At 59.1% G+C, this 17,313-nt stretch carries 20 protein-coding genes, 1 tRNA gene and 1 pseudogene; 15 read left to right on the forward strand and 7 right to left on the reverse strand.

Annotated features, from left to right (window positions below; all coding sequences use genetic code 11):
* Positions 1–7: 7 nt before the first annotated feature.
* The 4 genes from BLR63_RS05275 to murB are packed head-to-tail and all read left to right on the forward strand — an operon-like array spanning position 8 to position 2,434.
* Entirely contained in the window at positions 8–193 is a 186-nt protein-coding gene (locus tag BLR63_RS05275) for a Trm112 family protein (protein ID WP_003174668.1), read from the forward strand.
* Positions 190–954: a 3-deoxy-manno-octulosonate cytidylyltransferase gene (gene kdsB, locus BLR63_RS05280; protein ID WP_010567807.1), complete on the forward strand. Its 765-nt coding sequence runs from the start codon at positions 190–192 to the stop codon at positions 952–954. Before BLR63_RS05275 ends, kdsB begins: the two co-directional genes overlap by 4 nt.
* Positions 954–1,418 carry a low molecular weight protein-tyrosine-phosphatase gene (locus tag BLR63_RS05285; RefSeq protein WP_010567808.1) on the forward strand — a complete coding sequence of 155 codons (465 nt, stop codon included), beginning with the start codon at positions 954–956 and terminating at the stop codon, positions 1,416–1,418. The genes kdsB and BLR63_RS05285 overlap by 1 nt, the downstream gene beginning before the upstream one ends.
* Complete coding sequence (gene murB, locus BLR63_RS05290; protein ID WP_010567809.1) at positions 1,415–2,434, forward strand: UDP-N-acetylmuramate dehydrogenase; 1,020 nt, start codon at positions 1,415–1,417, stop codon at positions 2,432–2,434. The genes BLR63_RS05285 and murB overlap by 4 nt, the downstream gene beginning before the upstream one ends.
* A gap of 62 nt (positions 2,435–2,496) precedes the next feature.
* On the opposite strand, the gene BLR63_RS05295 is transcribed toward murB, so the two are convergent.
* Entirely contained in the window at positions 2,497–3,168 is a 672-nt protein-coding gene (locus tag BLR63_RS05295; RefSeq protein WP_010567810.1) for a Bax inhibitor-1/YccA family protein, read from the reverse strand.
* A gap of 152 nt (positions 3,169–3,320) precedes the next feature.
* Between BLR63_RS05295 and BLR63_RS05300 the strand changes: the two genes are divergently transcribed.
* A tRNA-Ser gene (locus BLR63_RS05300) sits at positions 3,321–3,411 on the forward strand.
* 128 nt (positions 3,412–3,539) lie between these two features.
* Here BLR63_RS05300 and BLR63_RS31760 read toward each other — a convergent pair.
* The 3 genes and pseudogenes from BLR63_RS31760 to BLR63_RS05310 all read right to left on the reverse strand — a co-directional run.
* Positions 3,540–3,614: pseudogene (locus BLR63_RS31760) on the reverse strand (tyrosine-type recombinase/integrase); the annotation flags it as partial.
* 78 nt (positions 3,615–3,692) lie between these two features.
* The gene (locus BLR63_RS32280) at positions 3,693–3,932 is read right to left on the reverse strand and encodes a GNAT family N-acetyltransferase (protein WP_010567811.1); all 240 of its coding nucleotides are present in this window, start codon (positions 3,930–3,932) and stop codon (positions 3,693–3,695) included.
* Between the two features lie 252 nt (positions 3,933–4,184).
* Complete coding sequence (locus tag BLR63_RS05310; RefSeq protein WP_042947824.1) at positions 4,185–4,391, reverse strand: hypothetical protein; 207 nt, start codon at positions 4,389–4,391, stop codon at positions 4,185–4,187.
* A gap of 949 nt (positions 4,392–5,340) precedes the next feature.
* Here BLR63_RS05310 and BLR63_RS05315 point away from each other — a divergent pair.
* Positions 5,341–5,640: a hypothetical protein gene (locus BLR63_RS05315; RefSeq protein ID WP_010567812.1), complete on the forward strand. Its 300-nt coding sequence runs from the start codon at positions 5,341–5,343 to the stop codon at positions 5,638–5,640.
* Positions 5,641–5,875: 235 nt separating this feature from the next.
* A complete protein-coding gene (locus BLR63_RS05320; RefSeq protein ID WP_010567813.1) occupies positions 5,876–6,109 on the forward strand; it encodes a hypothetical protein in 234 nt (77 codons plus the stop codon).
* Positions 6,110–6,231: 122 nt separating this feature from the next.
* Here the strand turns inward: BLR63_RS05320 and BLR63_RS05325 are convergent, their stop codons facing one another.
* Positions 6,232–6,441, reverse strand: a complete 210-nt coding sequence (locus BLR63_RS05325) for a hypothetical protein (RefSeq protein ID WP_010567814.1) — start codon at positions 6,439–6,441, stop codon at positions 6,232–6,234.
* A gap of 210 nt (positions 6,442–6,651) precedes the next feature.
* Positions 6,652–6,900 (reverse strand): hypothetical protein, encoded by a 249-nt coding sequence (locus BLR63_RS05330; RefSeq protein WP_010567815.1) that lies wholly within the window; start codon positions 6,898–6,900, stop codon positions 6,652–6,654.
* A gap of 553 nt (positions 6,901–7,453) precedes the next feature.
* Here BLR63_RS05330 and BLR63_RS05335 point away from each other — a divergent pair.
* The 5 genes from BLR63_RS05335 to BLR63_RS05355 all read left to right on the forward strand — a co-directional run bounded on the left by BLR63_RS05335 (position 7,454) and on the right by BLR63_RS05355 (position 12,083).
* Positions 7,454–7,642, forward strand: coding sequence for a hypothetical protein (locus BLR63_RS05335; protein WP_010567816.1), 189 nt, complete (start codon positions 7,454–7,456; stop codon positions 7,640–7,642).
* A gap of 151 nt (positions 7,643–7,793) precedes the next feature.
* Positions 7,794–8,063, forward strand: a complete 270-nt coding sequence (locus tag BLR63_RS05340; RefSeq protein ID WP_010567817.1) for a hypothetical protein — start codon at positions 7,794–7,796, stop codon at positions 8,061–8,063.
* A gap of 276 nt (positions 8,064–8,339) precedes the next feature.
* Complete coding sequence (locus BLR63_RS05345) at positions 8,340–10,451, forward strand: TonB-dependent receptor family protein (protein WP_010567818.1); 2,112 nt, start codon at positions 8,340–8,342, stop codon at positions 10,449–10,451.
* Positions 10,452–10,611: 160 nt separating this feature from the next.
* Complete coding sequence (locus tag BLR63_RS05350; RefSeq protein WP_010567819.1) at positions 10,612–11,154, forward strand: sigma-70 family RNA polymerase sigma factor; 543 nt, start codon at positions 10,612–10,614, stop codon at positions 11,152–11,154.
* Positions 11,151–12,083 (forward strand): FecR family protein, encoded by a 933-nt coding sequence (locus BLR63_RS05355; RefSeq protein WP_010567820.1) that lies wholly within the window; start codon positions 11,151–11,153, stop codon positions 12,081–12,083. The genes BLR63_RS05350 and BLR63_RS05355 overlap by 4 nt, the downstream gene beginning before the upstream one ends.
* On the opposite strand, the gene BLR63_RS05360 is transcribed toward BLR63_RS05355, so the two are convergent.
* On the reverse strand, positions 12,080–13,897 hold the full coding sequence (locus BLR63_RS05360) for a sigma-54-dependent Fis family transcriptional regulator (protein WP_010567821.1): 1,818 nt from the start codon (positions 13,895–13,897) through the stop codon (positions 12,080–12,082). The two genes, BLR63_RS05355 and BLR63_RS05360, sit on opposite strands and share 4 nt — an antisense overlap.
* 358 nt (positions 13,898–14,255) lie before the next feature.
* On the opposite strand from BLR63_RS05360, the gene BLR63_RS05370 reads away from it, so the two are divergent.
* Genes BLR63_RS05370 through BLR63_RS05380 form a run of 3 tightly spaced genes read left to right on the forward strand, consistent with a single transcriptional unit; the run spans position 14,256 to position 17,310 of the window.
* Positions 14,256–15,350, forward strand: coding sequence for an ABC transporter ATP-binding protein (locus BLR63_RS05370; RefSeq protein WP_010567822.1), 1,095 nt, complete (start codon positions 14,256–14,258; stop codon positions 15,348–15,350).
* Complete coding sequence (locus BLR63_RS05375) at positions 15,350–16,447, forward strand: ABC transporter ATP-binding protein (RefSeq protein ID WP_010567823.1); 1,098 nt, start codon at positions 15,350–15,352, stop codon at positions 16,445–16,447. Before BLR63_RS05370 ends, BLR63_RS05375 begins: the two co-directional genes overlap by 1 nt.
* Positions 16,444–17,310 (forward strand): carbohydrate ABC transporter permease, encoded by an 867-nt coding sequence (locus BLR63_RS05380; protein ID WP_010567824.1) that lies wholly within the window; start codon positions 16,444–16,446, stop codon positions 17,308–17,310. Before BLR63_RS05375 ends, BLR63_RS05380 begins: the two co-directional genes overlap by 4 nt.
* Positions 17,311–17,313: the final 3 nt, after the last annotated feature.

A 17,313-nucleotide genomic window follows, 5' to 3' on the forward strand; every position in this document is an offset into this window, starting at 1 on the left:
AACACTCATGGACACCAAACTGCTCGACATCCTCGCTTGCCCGATCTGCAAAGGCCCGCTCAAGCTCAGCGCCGACAAAACCGAGCTGATCAGCAAAGGCGCTGGCCTGGCTTACCCGATCCGTGATGGCATCCCGGTGATGCTCGAAAGCGAAGCCCGCACCCTGACCACCGATGAGCGTCTGGATAAATGACTACAGCCTTTACCGTCGTCATTCCTTCGCGCTACGCCTCGACCCGCCTGCCGGGCAAGCCACTGCAACTGATCGGCAGCAAGCCGATGATCCAACTGGTGTGGGAACAGGCCTGCAAAAGCAGCGCCGAGCGCGTGGTGGTGGCCACCGATGACCCGCGCATCATCGAAGCCTGCAAAGGCTTTGGCGCCGAAGCCGTGCTGACCCGCGAAGACCACAACTCCGGCACCGACCGCCTGGCCGAAGTCGCTACACAGCTTGGTCTGGCGCCTGACGCCATCGTGGTCAACGTGCAAGGCGACGAACCGTTGATTCCACCGAGTGTGATCGATCAAGTGGCCGCCAATCTGGCTGCCCATGGCGAAGCGCGCATGGCGACCCTGGCCGAGCCCATCGAAGATATCGAAACCCTGCTCAACCCGAACGTGGTCAAGGTGGTCAGCGACATCAATGGCCTGGCGCTGACCTTCAGCCGTTCGACCTTGCCCTGGGCGCGCGATGCGTTCGCCAAGCATCCTGACATATTGCCGGAAGGCGTGCCGTACCGGCGCCATATCGGCATCTACGCCTACCGCGCCGGCTTCCTGCATGACTTCGTCAACTGGGGCCCGTGCTGGTTGGAAAATACCGAGTCCCTGGAGCAACTGCGTGCCCTGTGGCACGGTGTGCGTATCCATGTGGGCGATGCGCTGGAAGCACCGCCGGCAGGCGTTGACACCCAGGAAGACCTGGAGCGCGTCCGTCGCCTGTTGGGGGTTTGATGGAGGTTTTGTTTGTCTGCCTGGGCAATATCTGCCGCTCGCCAACCGCCGAAGGTGTATTGCGCCATAAATTGCGCGAAGCCGGCCTGGCGGGCCAGATCGAGGTGGCATCCGCCGGTACTGGTGAATGGCATGTCGGCAACCCGCCCGACCCACGCAGCCAACGTGCGGCGCTCGTGCGTGGTTATGATCTGTCGGCGCAGCGTGCCCAGCAGGTGTCCCGCGCCGACTTTGCGCGCTACGACCTGATCCTGGCCATGGACCACAGCAACCTGCGTAACCTGAAGGCCATGCAGCCGGAGCAGGGCAAGGCAGAGCTGGACCTGTTCCTGCGCCGCTTTGATGCTGAAGTGGACGAAGTGCCGGACCCTTATTACGAGGGTGACCAAGGGTTTGAACGGGTTCTGGACCTGATCGAGTGCGCCTGTGATTTATTGGTGATCGAATTGAAGGGGCGGTTATGACCTTGCACGTGCTTGCGCAGGTATCGCTCAAGCCATTCAACAGTTTTGGCATTGATGTGCGTGCCCGGCTGTTCGCCGAAGCCCACAGCGATGACGATGTGCGCGAGGCGCTGGCTTACGCCGCCGCAAACGCATTGCCCTTGCTGGTGATCGGTGGCGGCAGCAACCTGTTGCTGACCCAGGATATTGCAGCCCTGGTCCTGCGTATGGCTACTCAAGGCATCCGTGTCTTACGTGATGATGGCGTACAGGTGGTGGTCGAAGCCGAAGCGGGCGAGGCCTGGCACTCGTTCGTGCTGTGGAGCCTGGAGCAAGGGTTCTGCGGTCTGGAAAACCTCAGCCTGATCCCCGGCACCGTTGGTGCGGCCCCCATGCAGAACATCGGCGCCTATGGCGTAGAGATCAAGGATGTGTTCGCCGGGTTGACCGCCTTGGATCGTCAGACCGGCGAACTGCGGGATTTCAGCCTGGAGGAATGCAACTTTGCTTATCGTGACAGCCTGTTCAAGCATGAAACCGGACGCTGGCTGATCCTGCGCGTGCGCTTTGCCCTGAGCCGCGCAAGCCACCTAAAACTCGACTACGGCCCGGTGCAACAGCGCCTGGCCGGGCAGGGCATCACCGAAGCGACACCGAGTGATGTCAGCCGGGCGATCTGTAGTATTCGCCGCGAAAAGCTGCCGGACCCGGCCGAACTCGGCAATGCCGGCAGTTTCTTCAAGAACCCGCTGGTATCCCAGGCGTTGGCGGCAGAGTTGCAGGGGGCGTATCCGGACCTGGTGGCCTATCCCCAGGCGGACGGGCAGATGAAACTCGCTGCTGGCTGGCTGATCGACAAGGCAGGCTGGAAGGGCTTCCGTGAGGGCGATGCCGGCGTACACAAGCTGCAGGCGCTGGTGCTGGTCAACTATGGTGGTGCCACAGGGCACGATATCGCCAACCTGGCCCGGCGTATCCAGCGCGACATCGCCGAGCGTTTCAAGGTCGAGTTGGAAATGGAACCCAACCAGTACTGACGTCATGAAAACAAAAATGCCCCGTATCTTTCGATACGGGGCATTTTTTATACCGCTATGAATCAGTCATCGCGGCCCATGATGCCGAAGATCTGCAACAGGCTGATAAACAGGTTGTAGATCGACACATACAGGCTAACCGTCGCCATGATGTAGTTGCGCTCACCGCCGTGGATGATTGCACTGGTCTGGAACAGGATGCATACCGAGGAAAACAGCACAAAACCTGCGCTGATTGCCAGTTGCAGGCCGCTGATCTGGAAGAACATGCCTGCGACCACGGCGGCCAGGAGCACGAAGAAACCGGCGGTGATGAAGCCGCCCAGGAAGCTCATGTCCTTGCGGGTGATCAGTACGTAAGCCGACAGGCCACCAAACACCAGGGCTGTCATGGCAAACGCCGAGCTGACTACCTCCGCGCCGCCGGCCATGCCGAGGTAACGGTTGAGGATCGGACCGAGGATAAAGCCCATGAAGCCTGTCAGGGCAAACGCCGACAAGAGACCCCACGCCGAGTCGCGCAACTTGTTGGTCAGGAAGAACAGGCCATAGAAACCGATCAGCACGACAAAGATATTCGGGTAGCCAACACGCATCTGTTGCGCCACGAACGCCATCAAGCCGCTGAATGCGAGCGTAAGGGCGAGCAAGCCATAGGTGTTGCGCAACACGCGGCTGACTTCAAGCTGCTCAGCCTGCACGTTGCCATTCACTGCGTAATTCTGTTCGCGCATGGCGACACTCCTTCGGTTTTGAAACGTTCAGTCGCAAAGATCATAACAGACGCTCTGTAACAAGCGATGGCGAGAGTTTGACAGTGTGTTTCATTCGGGTATTATGGCGCCCGCTGAGACGGGATGGGCTATTATGATCCCGTGATGCAAAAGGGAAATTGGCAGAGTGGTTGAATGCACCGGTCTTGAAAACCGGCGAACGTTAATAGCGTTCCCAGGGTTCGAATCCCTGGTTTCCCGCCAAGATTCAAACGAAAGCCCCGCACTAGCGGGGCTTTTGTGTTTCTGGGTTCTGCAAAGTTAGACGGCTTATTTGCTGATCGTTTCCGCATCATTTCAGGCAGTTTCCGCAACTCCGCCAGATTTCGGAATCAACGGGTCGGTTTCACGATCTCATCGACGCGCCGATAAACCGTCTCTGTGATTCGCTTGTCGGTGTGCCCCAGCTAAGCGCCCGCCAAACACACCTTGCGCAATTGGCCGGGTGCCCATCTAACCGTCTCGATACCTTTATTATTCTCGCTTTACTTCAGTTGCTTCTCAAAACGAATGTCACCTTCCGGTAGGTTCTTCACGGGCTGCCAGCCAAGGTTTCTATAGAATCCACTCGCACGGCTTGCTTCAGCGGTTTCTAACCATATCTTCTGATGGCGTTGAAATAGAAAAGACTCTGCTTTGTGCATCAGATTGCGCCCCAACCCATACCCTTCGAATTCCGGCAAGACGAAGATCGCGAATACGCAACGATCTTCAATATCGACCATCGAAAACCGACTGGAACACCACTGACCTCCGCGACCCAAGCGCACGGAGTCTCTGAAATTGCCTGACTTATAGCTTCAGGCGTTATGCCTATCTCCGTTAACTGATCTTGAGATAAGTGATTTTCCCGAACACTGGTTCGAATCTTAAAAATCGCATCGATATCGGCAAGTTTGGTAAGTCGGATTACTGCGTCCATGGCATCTTCCTTTTTTCCATCCGTATGATGAAAGCATCCTTACATATCCGGGCTATCAAAGGTGGCTCCAATTGTGTGGTGACAACTCCCCAATCTCACTTGCCCGCTGTGTCGGCAGTCGTGTCAGCGGTTTAACCATCATTCGGAAGGCGACCACTGGCTCAGGCCGACCAATCAGCCGGTAGAACTCGGCAGTGGCGAGACGGGAGCGCTGATGCAGGCCTTCGACGATGTCGCGGCGCGATTGGGTGCTGTGGTGCATGGTCACCTCCAAAGTGGCGTGTTGTTCACCTGTATTCGTCAACACTCATCCGCTCCGCTGGTTGCCGTTTGGCGCAGAGGGGAGTGCATTCGGGTGGTGTTGGGAGCTAGATGAGTAACTGCGCAGACTCATTAGCGAGTACGACGCGCAGAAAAAAGCCCGCGAGAAAGGCGGGCTTCAGCGGGGAGGGCGGGCCTTCAGAGGCAATCGGACTTGTCTACATGAAACTCGACTATCGGTGAGCTGGTTGAGTCTTTGAAGATGCAGTTAACGGAAAGACCCGATTTCACGAATTCGCCTAGACCTTTTTCTGCAGGTGGGCGGTTATAGGCCGCGATTTCGTCCGCATCGGGGTGTGATTGGAGCACCAGGGCGCTACCCCTAGTTGTTTTCCGCCGAGTTTGTAGTATTGGCCGGCTCGCTCATACCGGCTCAGGACATTCACGGGTCTTTGCGATCCTAGCACTGCTGCTCACTTGGGCACGCTCCGATAACACCACGACGCGGCCTGGTGCTGGAGAGTACCAGGGCCTCGGGCAGTTAATGACAGGCTGTCGTGGTGCTGGTTGTTCAGTCGTAGAATTACTACGCGAGGAGGACGAGTAGTGGCTGCTCCGGTATCGGATATGACCCCCATTGTGCTTTAGCCAACAGATGGATGATTCACAAAACGCTGCACCCATAGAAACTCCGAGTAGCCCTCGTGGCCATCGGACGGTCCGATTCTTTTGCGTTGATTTACTGGCCTGAGTTTGCCAACCCGGCATCAAGACTTGGTGGATTTTGTCGATATGGTATGTGCTTGGCGCGACAATTAACCGAGTTGTCGGGCTATTCCTTCAGTGCCATAGACATTTTCCATTCTTACGCCTGGCGATCACATCGAGTTTTTTATTTGTGCTCCGGCGTACGATCTCGTATAGGCACTTTTTTTCCTATGGAGCGTGATGTGGAACGAGATCAGAAGCTGTTAGTAAAAATCCTGGAAGTGTGCATTATGGATTCTGAAGAGTGGAGATTGAATGTATCGGCAAAGGATATTCGTGACCACTTTTCCGTTGAACAGTGCGAACACTGGTCTCTTGTGGTCGTGAATGGCCATATCGAGTTGCTGGTCGATATGGGGTGCGTCAATGTTCAGGGGGAAGCACCGGATATATTTATCCAGCGTGTTACAAATGCGGGATACAACTATATCGACCGAAGCAAAAGATTAAACGGTCGGTACAATGAGTTGCTTATCCAGTAGATAACGATACATTGAGCCCTGCCTGGTGCAGGGCTTTTTTGTTTGCACGCCCAAGTGATGACGATGCATGCACAGCCAGCTCTGGTATCATTGCGCCGCTACTCTCCAATCGACCCTTCGCCCCTCTCCGTGGGGTGGCTGGGGGGAGGGCTATCCCGACTCAGTCGGTTTTTATTGCGCTCATATTGTTTGAGGCCAGTAAACAGGGCCTCGGACTGCATACAGGGAGAGCGTCATGGTGTTGCGTGGCATGGCACAGATGCATGTAGACGACTTGGCGGAGAGATTCAAGACGTTGGTGATAGCGGCTTGCGGTAAGGCGGACATTCAATTTGCATGGGTCGTCTTTTACCAGGGCCGAATGTTTGGCGCATACGCGACTGCTGAGCAGGCTCTCCAGAAAATAACGGATATCGAGCATTGCATCAGCGTCGATGAGGCGCCGGTCCCTCAAACCTCATCTGACTGATCCATCATTCACGCCTTGCCTTGCGCAGGGCGTTTTTGTTTGCGGGCAAGGCAATGAAAAACGAACCGCCTGGCAGAATGCCTACCTGGTGAGTGATCCCGATAGACGCGGTGCTGGTCAAGTTAACCTACAAGACCAGAGCCTGTGATGAATCCAACAGCATTTATATGCTTATGTAAAAGCACTGTCTTTTCATTATGCTCAATCTCAACCAGAACGTAATCTTCTGCAACTACCGCTATTCTTCCGGGAAATAACCGGCCGGCGAATTCAAAAAGTGCTTGGATGTCCTGATTGTGCATGTACTCAAGCTTGTCTGTGAAGGCTGACATGGTATGTCCCTCTGCCTGGGTCTGAAGCTTCGTGCTCGTTGTCGACTCACTGTCAGTATGGTCGTGTCCAGCTTCAACTGAAGCCTGGTACTTAGCAGACGATTAGGGATTTTTCTTGCTAATGCTATTAAAGGTTAAATTTTGTCCAAGTTTCGCTGCTTATCCTCTGCGATTCCAACGTGAAGGCAGCTGGCCAGATTACCCGTTAAGTCAGCGGTCTTCTGCAGCATAGCCTCTGGCCAAGTCGATGGCTGCGTTAATAGCGGCCCGGGCTTGGGGGCTATTTTTCCAGCATGTCGAACCCACTGCCGCTGAGGCTTGAGCGAGGATGTCATTGACATCCGATTGCCCTAATTCGGCCAATGAGTTGATTCCCATTTGTTCGAGTCTGGCAATGACGGTCGGTCCTACGCCCTTGAGCGCAAGCATCGCGGTTCTTTCTTTCAATGAGAAGGGCATGCGTAAAGTCCTTTTAGTTCACCGATTATGCTGAAGTGTCCTTGGAAGTTGTCACTTGAACAGTCATTACAAGGGGGAGCAGTGTAAGCCGCTTGATTGTCGGGCACTATACCGAGGCGAACGAAAGGCAATACCTTTCCTCGCCACAACCGCAGCTTAAATCAGAAAGCAGTCACGCACGGCTCAGCAAAAAAGCTGAGCCATTGATAGCAGGCAAATAATTTGCACGACCATTTGAGCTCTAATGGGATGTTTCATCGCGGATACTCTCCTGTATAGCCGCTGCTGAGAGTGCCGTGGAACAATCAGATCCACCTTGGATCGCCAGCAACACTCGTAACGGTTGATTGAGTATAGATACAGAAACGAACTCTTCACGATTGAGCAACCCACACCGCCCAGAGGCGCTGCTTACAATCATTTGCGCGGCCACTCCGCACTTTTTTGATGTCTTCGATCTATCTTTGCCTGAGCCTCATCGATCTCCGCGCGGGCACGAGAACCAGATCGGGTGCCGATACATCACACGTTACTTTCATTCAACATTCGACGAATGCGCCGACCGCTGTTGCTGGCTGCGGTGTCATCGCTTTGTGTGGGCGGTTGCACCCAGCAACAGAGTCGGGATGTCGGCGCATTCATCTGTGCCATCGGCAGCATGCTCGTGACCGCCCACGGCGGGCGCATCGGGCTCAATTACGCGCAGAGCCTGCTGCTGATGAATTTCCTGCCGGTGCAGTAAGGGGTTTCTCGGCTCAGCCATCGCCGATGTGGTCATTGGGTGCGCTATTTCCGCAACAAATGTAGGAAACGGCCTATCTTGCTTTCCGATGCTTGAAACGCCCCGCTGTGCGCAATAGCCTCGGATTTTTCCGAAAAAATGAGGCTCTCCCTTGGGTAAGCGAAAAACGGTTTGGCCGACCGACCGCGAAATACGCCTGCGCTTTATCCTATTCGCCGTGATTGATGCTGCGAGCGTTCAGGGCGTTACAGCCGAGTTGTTACTGCCTGCGCACAAGCTGCTGCGCGACTCGCCGACAGAGGCACAGTTGCTCGGTACCCTGGGTGAAATTCTCGCCACCGATGAAATGCACGGCTTCAGATTTCCCCTCGGGTCAGAAGCGGAAGAGTTGATGCGAACACTGGAAAAGACCGTTCGCTAGGTCTGTCCGTTACACCGTTTATTTCCTTCTGGTCGGTCAACATTCCCTGATCGAATAACCAGGACGTCCATTGGAGTTGTTAAGCGGATTCAAGCTCTGCAGTGCTTGCATGTGGTAATTCGATTTTGGACTTAGTAAATGATTCTGGTCCGATGCCGTTGTGGGAAGGTTCTGGTCCGTCGATAGGGCGTGACCTGAAGGGCGTCCCCGCCTTCCCATCACTGTTCGCGTGCCTGGCCCAGCCCTGCATGCCCCTGAATTCCAAGGACTTGCCTCATGCTGCTGCGCCACCCTCCGTTCCTGTTCGCCGCTCTGACCTTAAGCTCGCTGGTGCACGCCGAAGACCTGCAATTGGCCCCGGTCGAGGTCACCGGCAGTGAAGCCAGTGCTGGCGAAGTGGCTCAGGCGCAGCTCAAGAGCGTGCCCGGCGCCACCAATTACATCGACATGAACAGCGTACGGCAGGGGCGGGTGAGCACCAACGAGGATGTGTTCAAGTACCAGGCCGGGGTGTACGCCAAGGCGGCGAACAACGAAGGGGTGAAGCTGTCCATTCGCGGTTCGGGCCTGAACCGCAGCCCCGGCGCCCATGCCTCGGGCTTGTACGAAACACTCGACGGCTTGCCGCTGACCGGCCCCGGAGGCACGCCTTACGAACTCAAGGACCCGTTGTGGCAAAGTCGCGTCGAGGTGCTGCGCGGCGCCAACGGCTTTGATCGCGGCGCGTTGGCGTTGGGTGGTGCGGTCAACTATGTGACGCACACCGGCTACGATGCGCCCAAACTGCAAGTGCGCTATGAAGCCGGCAGCCGCGGCTACGCCCAGCGCGAGATCAGTTCGGGCCAGGTACTGGGAGACGCCGACTACTACGTCAGCCTCACCGACTCGGAGTCTGACGGCTACCAGCACCAGAGCGCAGCCAGCGGCAAAGGTGTCGCCGCCAACTTCGGCTACCGTTTCAGCCCCGAACTGGAAACCCGCTTCTATTTCCGCTACCGCGAAACCACCAACGACACTCCCGGCAAACTCACCCGTGAGCAGATCAGCCACGACCCACGAGCCGCCAACAGCCTCAACGCCGCCCGCGATTCCAAACGCCTGCAACCGGGGTCGACGTGGCTCGCCAACAAGACCACCCTGCAGTTGGACGACAGCTCGCGCCTCGAAGTCGGCCTGGCCTATCACGATTACCCGATGGACCTGCGTGAAGGCACCAACCGCCTTAAAGTCGCCTACACCGACGTCAGCGGTACCTTGAACTACATTCGCCAGGACACGCTGTTCGGCCACGACAGCACCACCACCATCGGTCTGCGCACCACCCAGGCGATGCCCAACAACGGCGCGTCGGAGTACGTGCGTACCCCGGCCGGCAACACGGCCACCTATGCCCCCGGCACCAAGACCCGCGACTACAGTTACCTGGGCTCCGACACCGTGCTGCATATCGGCAACGACCTGGAACTGGTCCCGGACCTGTGGCTGACCACCGGCCTGGCCGCGATCTACACGCGCCGCGAAACCCAGGTCACCTACCCCGAGGGCCAGGCGCCACTGAGCCAGCACGATTGGGACTACGCACCGCGCATCGGCCTGCGTTATGAGTTCAGCCCGCAACTGCAGGTGTACGGCAACCTGAGCCGTTCGGTCGAACCGCCGCATGCGTGGTCGATGATCTGGGGTTCCAACAAGTATTTCGCCAGCGGTGCGGCCAAGGGCCTGGCCCGCGAAGGCGTGAGCCTGAAAAACCAGACCGCCACCACCCTTGAAATCGGCGGCCGGGGCGAGGCCGTGTTCGGCCAGTGGGACTTGGCGCTGTACCGCTCCGAAGTGCGTCACGAACTGCTCACCGTGGAAACCCAGGCCCAGACCCAGACCAGCAATGCCATCGTCGCCGAGTCCAACGCCAGCCCCACTGTGCACCAAGGCGTGGAACTGAGCCTGCTCAGCCCGCTGTGGGACGGCGGTCGCAGCGGTAAGCTCGACCTGCGCCAGGCCTACACCTTCAGCGACTTCCATTACCGCGACGACGACCGCTTCGGCGACAACACCTTGCCGGGCATCCCCAAGCACTACTACCAGGCGCAAGTGCGCTACAGCCATCCGACGGGGTTCTATACCAGCCTCAACACCGAGCATTCCTCGCGGGTGGCGGTGGACTACGCCAATTCCTACTACGCCGCGGCCTACACCATCCTCGGCGCGACCTTCGGCTACGACGCGCCGAAGCAGGACTGGCAGGCCTGGGTTGACCTGCGCAACCTGACCAACCGACGCTACGCCAACACCGTCACGCCGGGCTACGACGACAAGGGCCTGGACGTCGCCCGCTCCACCCCGGCGGACGGCCGAGGGGTCTACACCGGCGTTTCATGGAGCTGGCGCTGACGGAACACAGTCTTTCAGACATGCAGTAGCAAAGGGGCAGCCAGGCGCTTCCCCTATTTTTCGGCACCTTCGCAGACGGTGGCGCCCCCTTGCCCCGCCCTCGTTTTACTGGCATTGTTCGCGCAATTGGTAACTCTTCCCATTTGAGATTATTTTGCGCATGCATGACATTCCGGCCGCGCTGGGCGATTCAGTGCGTCAGCAGACCCTAACGGCGATGTACAGCGAGCACCACGGCTGGTTGCACGGTTGGCTGCGCAAAAAACTCGGGTGTTCCCAGCAGGCTGCGGACCTGGCCCACGATGCGTTTATCCGCGTATTGCTGCTGGCCGAGCCGCAAAACATCAAAGAGCCGCGAGCGTTCCTGGCCACCACGGCGGGGCGGTTGTTGATCGATGGTGCTCGGCGTCGGCGTATTGAAAAAGCCTACATGCAAGCCCTGGTCATCCAGTGCGAAGACGCCGGAATGCCCGACCCGGCGGCGATCCATGTGGCGCTGCAAGCCTTGGAACGTATCGCCGAACTGCTCGCCGGCTTGCCCGCCAAGGCCCGTGAGGCGTTTCTGTTGAGTCGCCTCGACGGGCTGACCTACAGCGACATCGCCACGCGCCTGGAGGTGTCGCCCAGCACCGTCAAAAACTACATCGCCAGCGCCTTGGTGCACTGTTACCACAGCCTGCACGCGGCAGATCCGCTGGTATGAGCACCGAACACATCATTCAGCAAGCCGCGAATTGGCTGACACGCCTGCACGACGAAGACGTCAGCGAGAGCGAGCGCCAAGCCTTCAACGCCTGGTGCCAGGCCGACCCGCGCCACGCGGTGGCCATCGAGCGCATGCGTGCCCTGTGGGGCAGCTTCGACACTTTGCCCGCGCAACCGGCCCGTGTCGCCCTCAACCGCGCGTTTGCGCCACGACCCGCGCGCGGCGTGCAGGCGATGGCCGTACTGGGCCTGGTGCTGTGCGGCTGGCTGGGCCTGGAGCAACTGCCGGTGTGGATGGCCGACCAGCGCACCGGCGTCGGCGAACGCCTCCAGATCGCTCTTGCCGACGGCAGCCAGTTGCAGCTCAACAGCAACTCGGCGGTGGACGTGAGGTTCGACGGTCACCAGCGGGTGATCGAGCTGCTCCAAGGCGAACTGTGGGTGGACGTGGCCAAGGATGCCCGGCGGCCATTCGTGGTGCGCACCGACCAGGGCACCGCGACTGCCCTGGGCACCCGTTACCTGGTCAAGCGTGCGCCGGACGGGACGACCGTGGTGACGGTGATCGAGTCTACGGTGGCGGTCAAAGGTGATACGAACGAGGGGGTCAAGGTCATGGCCGGCCAGCGTTCGATCCTCGACCACGGCCGCGCCGAGCCGCCCCAGGCCATCGACGACACCGACCCGGACGCCTGGACTCGCGGCCTGCTCAAAGTCAACGACCAACCCCTGAGCGATGTGCTGCAAACCCTGGCCAGTTATCGCCATGGCCTGGTCCGCTTCGATCCCCAGACCCTTCGGGGCCTGCGCGTGTCCGGGGTGTTCAGGCTCGATGACACGGCGGCGGCGTTGGCCGCGCTGGCGGATAACCTGCCCATCCAGGTGGAGTACTTCACCGACCTGCTGGTGGTGGTCAAGCCGCGCTAGGCATCGTTTTGGCGCAAGCGCTTGTACAGGGTATTGCGGCTCACCCCCAGCTCCCGCGCCAGGTGGGAAATGTTCCCGCCTGCGGCCTTCAAGCGTCGGCCCAGGTCGACGCTGTCGTCCAGGTCCTCACCGACGGGCTGGGGCGGCGACAGGTTCAAATCCACGAAGAAATCATCCGGCAGATGCTCCGGGCGGATCGGTTGCTCCTCGGCCATCGCCAGCGCCACCTGAAGCACGCTGCTCACCTGGCGCAAATTGCCCGGCCACGGGTGCTGCTCGAACAGCCTCTGCACCTCGGCGCTGAGCCCGGCCCATTGGGTCGGCTCGCGGTGTTGCTGCCACAGTTGCTGGAACAGCGCGTGCTTGTCGCTGCGTTCGCGCAGGGGCGGCAGTTCCAGGGTCAGGCCGCCGATGCGGTAGTACAAATCCTCACGAAACCGCCCGGCCTGCACCTGCTCGCGCAGCGTGCGGTTGGTGGCCGAGATGATGCGCAAATCCACCGGGAATACCTCGCTGCTGCCCACCGGCTGCACGCAACGCTCCTGCAATACGCGCAACAGCCGCGCCTGGGTCGGCAGCGGCATATCGCCGATTTCATCGAGAAACAGCGTGCCCTTGTCCGCCTTGCGGATCAGCCCGATGCTGCCTTTCTGGTTGGCGCCGGTGAACGCGCCTTTTTCGTAGCCGAACAGTTCCGATTCCACCAACTCGGCAGGAATCGCCGCACAGTTCACCGCGATAAACGCCTGCTGGCTGCGGGAACTGGCCTGGTGCAGGGCTTTGACGAACACCTCTTTGCCCACACCGGTTTCGCCATGGATCAGCAGCGGGATGTCCTTCTCCAGCAGACGCTCGGCCTGGCGCACGGCTTTTTCCACGCGGGCATCGCCGAAATGCAGGCTCTTCAGGCTAATTGCGGCCGGCCTTGGCGACACGGGCGCGCTGAACACCCGCGCCTGCACCGGCATCTGCTTGGGCCGTTTGAGCAGGCACTGGAAGCGGTTGCGTCCCGCCGCCTGCAATGAAAAGGGCTGGCCCTCCGGTTGATTGAGCAGCTCCAGCAGCGACACCTTGAACAAACTGTCGATCATCACCCGCGACAAACTGATGCCCAGCAGGTTGTCGGCGCGGCGGTTGGCCGAGAGCACCTGGCCGCTTTCATCAAAGATCAGCAGGCCCGCCCATTGGCTGTCGAGGTTGCTCAGGCCGGTGTTGAAGGTCAGCTGAAAATGTTCGCCGCGAAACAGGTTGAGGATCAGCCGGTTCTCCACGGTCTGGCTCATCATCTTGACCATGCCCAGGGTGTGGGAGGGCGGCAGGTAACTGTCGCTGGACACATCCAGTACCGCGATGATTTCGCGCTGGGCATCGAAGATCGGCGCCGCCGAACCGGTCATGAAGCGGTTGGCCTTGAGAAAGTGTTCGTCGTGTTCGATGTGTACCGCCTGGGCACAGGCCAATGCGGTACCGATAGCATTGGTGCCGCTGGAACGCTCCCTCCAACTGGCGCCGGCGCTGAAACCACGGGCCAGCTTGGGCTCGATAAAGCGCTGGGTGCCCCAACTGGTCAACACCTGGCCCTGGTTGTCCGCCAGCATGATCAGGCAGTTGGAATTGCTCAGGATGTTTTCATAGTAGGGCAGCACTTCCTGATGGGTGGTCTGCACCAGGGAGTGCTGGCTTTCCAGCAGTTGGCTGATGCCCTCGGCGGGCAGTTGGTCGAAGCTGGGCGTGCTCTGGTGATCCAGACCGAAGGCGCGGCAGCGGCGCCAGGATTCCTGGATAAGGGTGTCGTGCGCCAAGGGTTCGGCCATGGGAATGAGCTTCCGGTTTTTATTGTTCTTATGGATGCACGTCCCCTTGTAGGAGCGAGCTTGCTCGCGAAAATCGTCAACGATAACGCTGCGCTTCTGGCGGACCGCGGCGTCTTTGAGGTTTTCGCGAGCAAGCTCGCTCCTACAGGGGGAGGGGTGAAGCCTATTCAGTGTTGTTCAGAACTGTTCATTGTCAACCGCCCAATTGTTCAGTTGTTCAGTCGGGACTGTTCATTTCTGTTCACTCCTGAACATGCCGCATGTCCCATTTCCTTGTGAATCAAGCACCTGCCGCTTTTGGCACGAAACTCGCTCTGACGACCGGGCAGATTCATTCCAATAATAAAAAGGGCGTGTCATGTCATTGACCCTGGAACATGTCTCCCTCGTCGCCTCCGGTCAGACTTGGATCGACGACGCCAACCTGCGCTTTGAAGCCGGTTCCTTCAACGTACTGCTCGGCCGTACGCTGTCCGGCAAGACCAGCCTGATGCGTCTGATGGCCGGCCTGGATAAGCCCGACAGCGGCCGCATCCTGATGAACGGTGTGGACGTCACGCAAAAGCCGGTGCGCTTGCGCAACGTGTCAATGGTGTATCAGCAGTTCATCAACTACCCCACCATGACCGTGTTCGAGAACATCGCCTCGCCGTTGCGCCAGGCCGGTGTGTCCAACGAACTGATCCACAGCAAGGTGCTGGAAACCGCAAAGATGCTGCGCATCGAAAAATTCCTCCAGCGCCACCCGCTGGAGTTGTCCGGTGGCCAGCAGCAACGCACGGCCATGGCCCGCGCCCTGGTGAAAGACGCCGAGCTGATCCTGTTCGATGAGCCGTTGGTGAACCTGGACTACAAACTGCGCGAAGAGCTGCGTCAGGAAATGCGCGAGCTGTTCGCCGCGCGGCACACCATTGCCATCTACGCCACCACCGAACCCAACGAAGCCCTGGCCCTGGGCGGCACCACCACCATCCTCCACGAAGGCCGGGTGATCCAGAGCGGCAAGGCGGCCGAGGTCTATCATCAGCCGCAGACCGTCTTGGCCGCCGAGTTGTTTTCCGAACCGCCGATCAACCTGATGCCGGGGCGCATCAGTGGCAACGAAGTGAGCTTCGCCAATTTCGTACATTTCCCACTCAATGTTGATCTGCGTCCTATCGGTGAAGGCGAGTTCCGTTTTGGTGTGCGTCCCAGCCATATCAGCCTGGTGCCGAGCAACGACGATGACCTGGAGCTGGCGGTGACCGTGGAAGTCGCCGAGATCAGCGGCTCGGAAACCTTCCTGCATGTGCGCAGCGAACACTTCCTGCTGGTGCTGCACCTGCCGGGGGTGCACGAGTACGACGTCGACGCGCCGATCCGCGTGTATATCCCCACCCATAAACTGTTTGTGTTCGATGGTCAGGACCGTTTGGTCCAGGCCCCCGGGCGCCGTGTCGCGAGGGTTGCCTGATGGCCGAGATCCATTTGCAGAACCTGGCGCACAGCTACAGCCCTACGCCCAATGGCCCCGAGGACTACGCCATTCGGGAAATGAACCACATATGGGAGCAGGGCGGCGCCTACGCCTTGCTCGGGCCTTCGGGCTGCGGCAAGTCGACCCTGCTCAATATCATTTCCGGCTTGCTCAGCCCGTCCGAAGGGCAAGTGCTGTTCGACCATAAAGTGGTCAACGAGCTGACCCCGGAAAAACGCAATATCGCCCAGGTGTTCCAGTTCCCGGTGGTGTACGACACCATGACGGTGTTCGACAACCTGGCGTTCCCGTTGCGCAACCAAGGCATGGTCGAGGCGAAAATTCACAGCAAAGTGCAGGAAATCGCCGAGGTTCTTGACCTGCAAAACCTGCTGAACAAAAAGGCGCGCAACCTCACCGCCGACGAAAAACAGAAAGTCTCCATGGGCCGTGGCCTGGTGCGTGACGACGTGTCGGCGATCCTGTTCGACGAGCCACTGACGGTGATCGACCCGCACCTCAAGTGGAAGCTGCGGCGCAAGCTCAAGCAGATCCATGAGCAGTTCAACATCACCATGGTCTACGTCACCCACGACCAGTTGGAAGCCTCGACCTTCGCCGACAAGATCGCGGTGATGTACGGCGGGCAGATCGTGCAGTTCGGTACGCCCCGCGACCTGTTCGAGCGGCCGAGCCATACCTTTGTCGGCTATTTCATCGGCAGCCCTGGGATGAATCTGATCCAGGTGCAGGCCGAGGCCGGCGGGGTACGCTTTGCCGGCACCCATCTGCCCTTGTCCGAAGCGCTGCAGCGACGCATTGCCCATAGCGACTACCAGACCCTGCAGGTGGGCATCCGCCCGGAATTTATCCACGTGTGGGACGAGTACAACCCTGACGCCCTGCAGGCCGACGTCACACATGTCGAAGACCTCGGCACCTACAAGATCCTGACCCTGAGGCTGGATGGCGTGCCGCTGAAAATACGCCTGGCCGAAGACAAACCGGTGCCCGACGGCAAGGCCTCCCTGAGCTTTCCCGCGCAATGGCTGATGGTGTATGCCGACGATTACCTGCTGGAGGTCCAGCCATGAACAAGGTGCAGAACAACAAGGCCTGGTGGCTGGTGTTGCCGGTGTTCCTGCTGGTGGCGTTCAGTGCGGTGATCCCGATGATGACCGTGGTCAACTACTCCGTGCAGGACATCTTCGACCAATCCAGCCGCTACTTTGTCGGCGCCGACTGGTACAAACAGGTGCTGCTCGACCCACGCCTGCACGATTCGCTGCTGCGCCAGTTCATCTATTCGGCCTGCGTGCTGCTGATCGAAATCCCCCTGGGCATTGCCATCGCCCTGACCATGCCGACCAAGGGTCGCTGGTCGTCGCTGGTGTTGATCGTTCTCGCCATTCCGCTGCTGATCCCGTGGAACGTGGTGGGCACCATCTGGCAGATCTTCGGCCGCGCCGATATCGGCTTGCTCGGCTACAGCCTCAATGCCATGGGCATCAGCTACAACTACGCGGCCAACACCCTGGACGCCTGGGTCACCGTGCTGGTGATGGACGTTTGGCACTGGACTTCGCTGGTGGCACTGCTGTGTTACTCGGGGCTGCGGGCCATCCCGGATGTGTACTACCAGGCGGCACGGATCGATCGGGCCTCGGCTTGGGCGGTATTCCGACATATCCAGTTGCCCAAGATGAAAAGCGTGCTGCTGATCGCGGTGATGCTGCGTTTCATGGACAGTTTCATGATCTACACCGAGCCCTTCGTACTGACTGGCGGTGGACCGGGTAACGCCACTACCTTCCTCAGTCAGACGCTGACCCAGATGGCGGTAGGCCAATTCGATCTTGGCCCGGCGGCGGCGTTTTCCCTGGTGTACTTCCTGATCATCCTGTTGGTGTCCTGGCTGTTCTACACCGCCATGACCCATTCCGACGCCAACCGCTAGGGC

The organism is Pseudomonas extremaustralis (assembly GCF_900102035.1).
Taxonomy (GTDB): Bacteria; Pseudomonadota; Gammaproteobacteria; order Pseudomonadales; family Pseudomonadaceae; genus Aquipseudomonas; species Aquipseudomonas extremaustralis.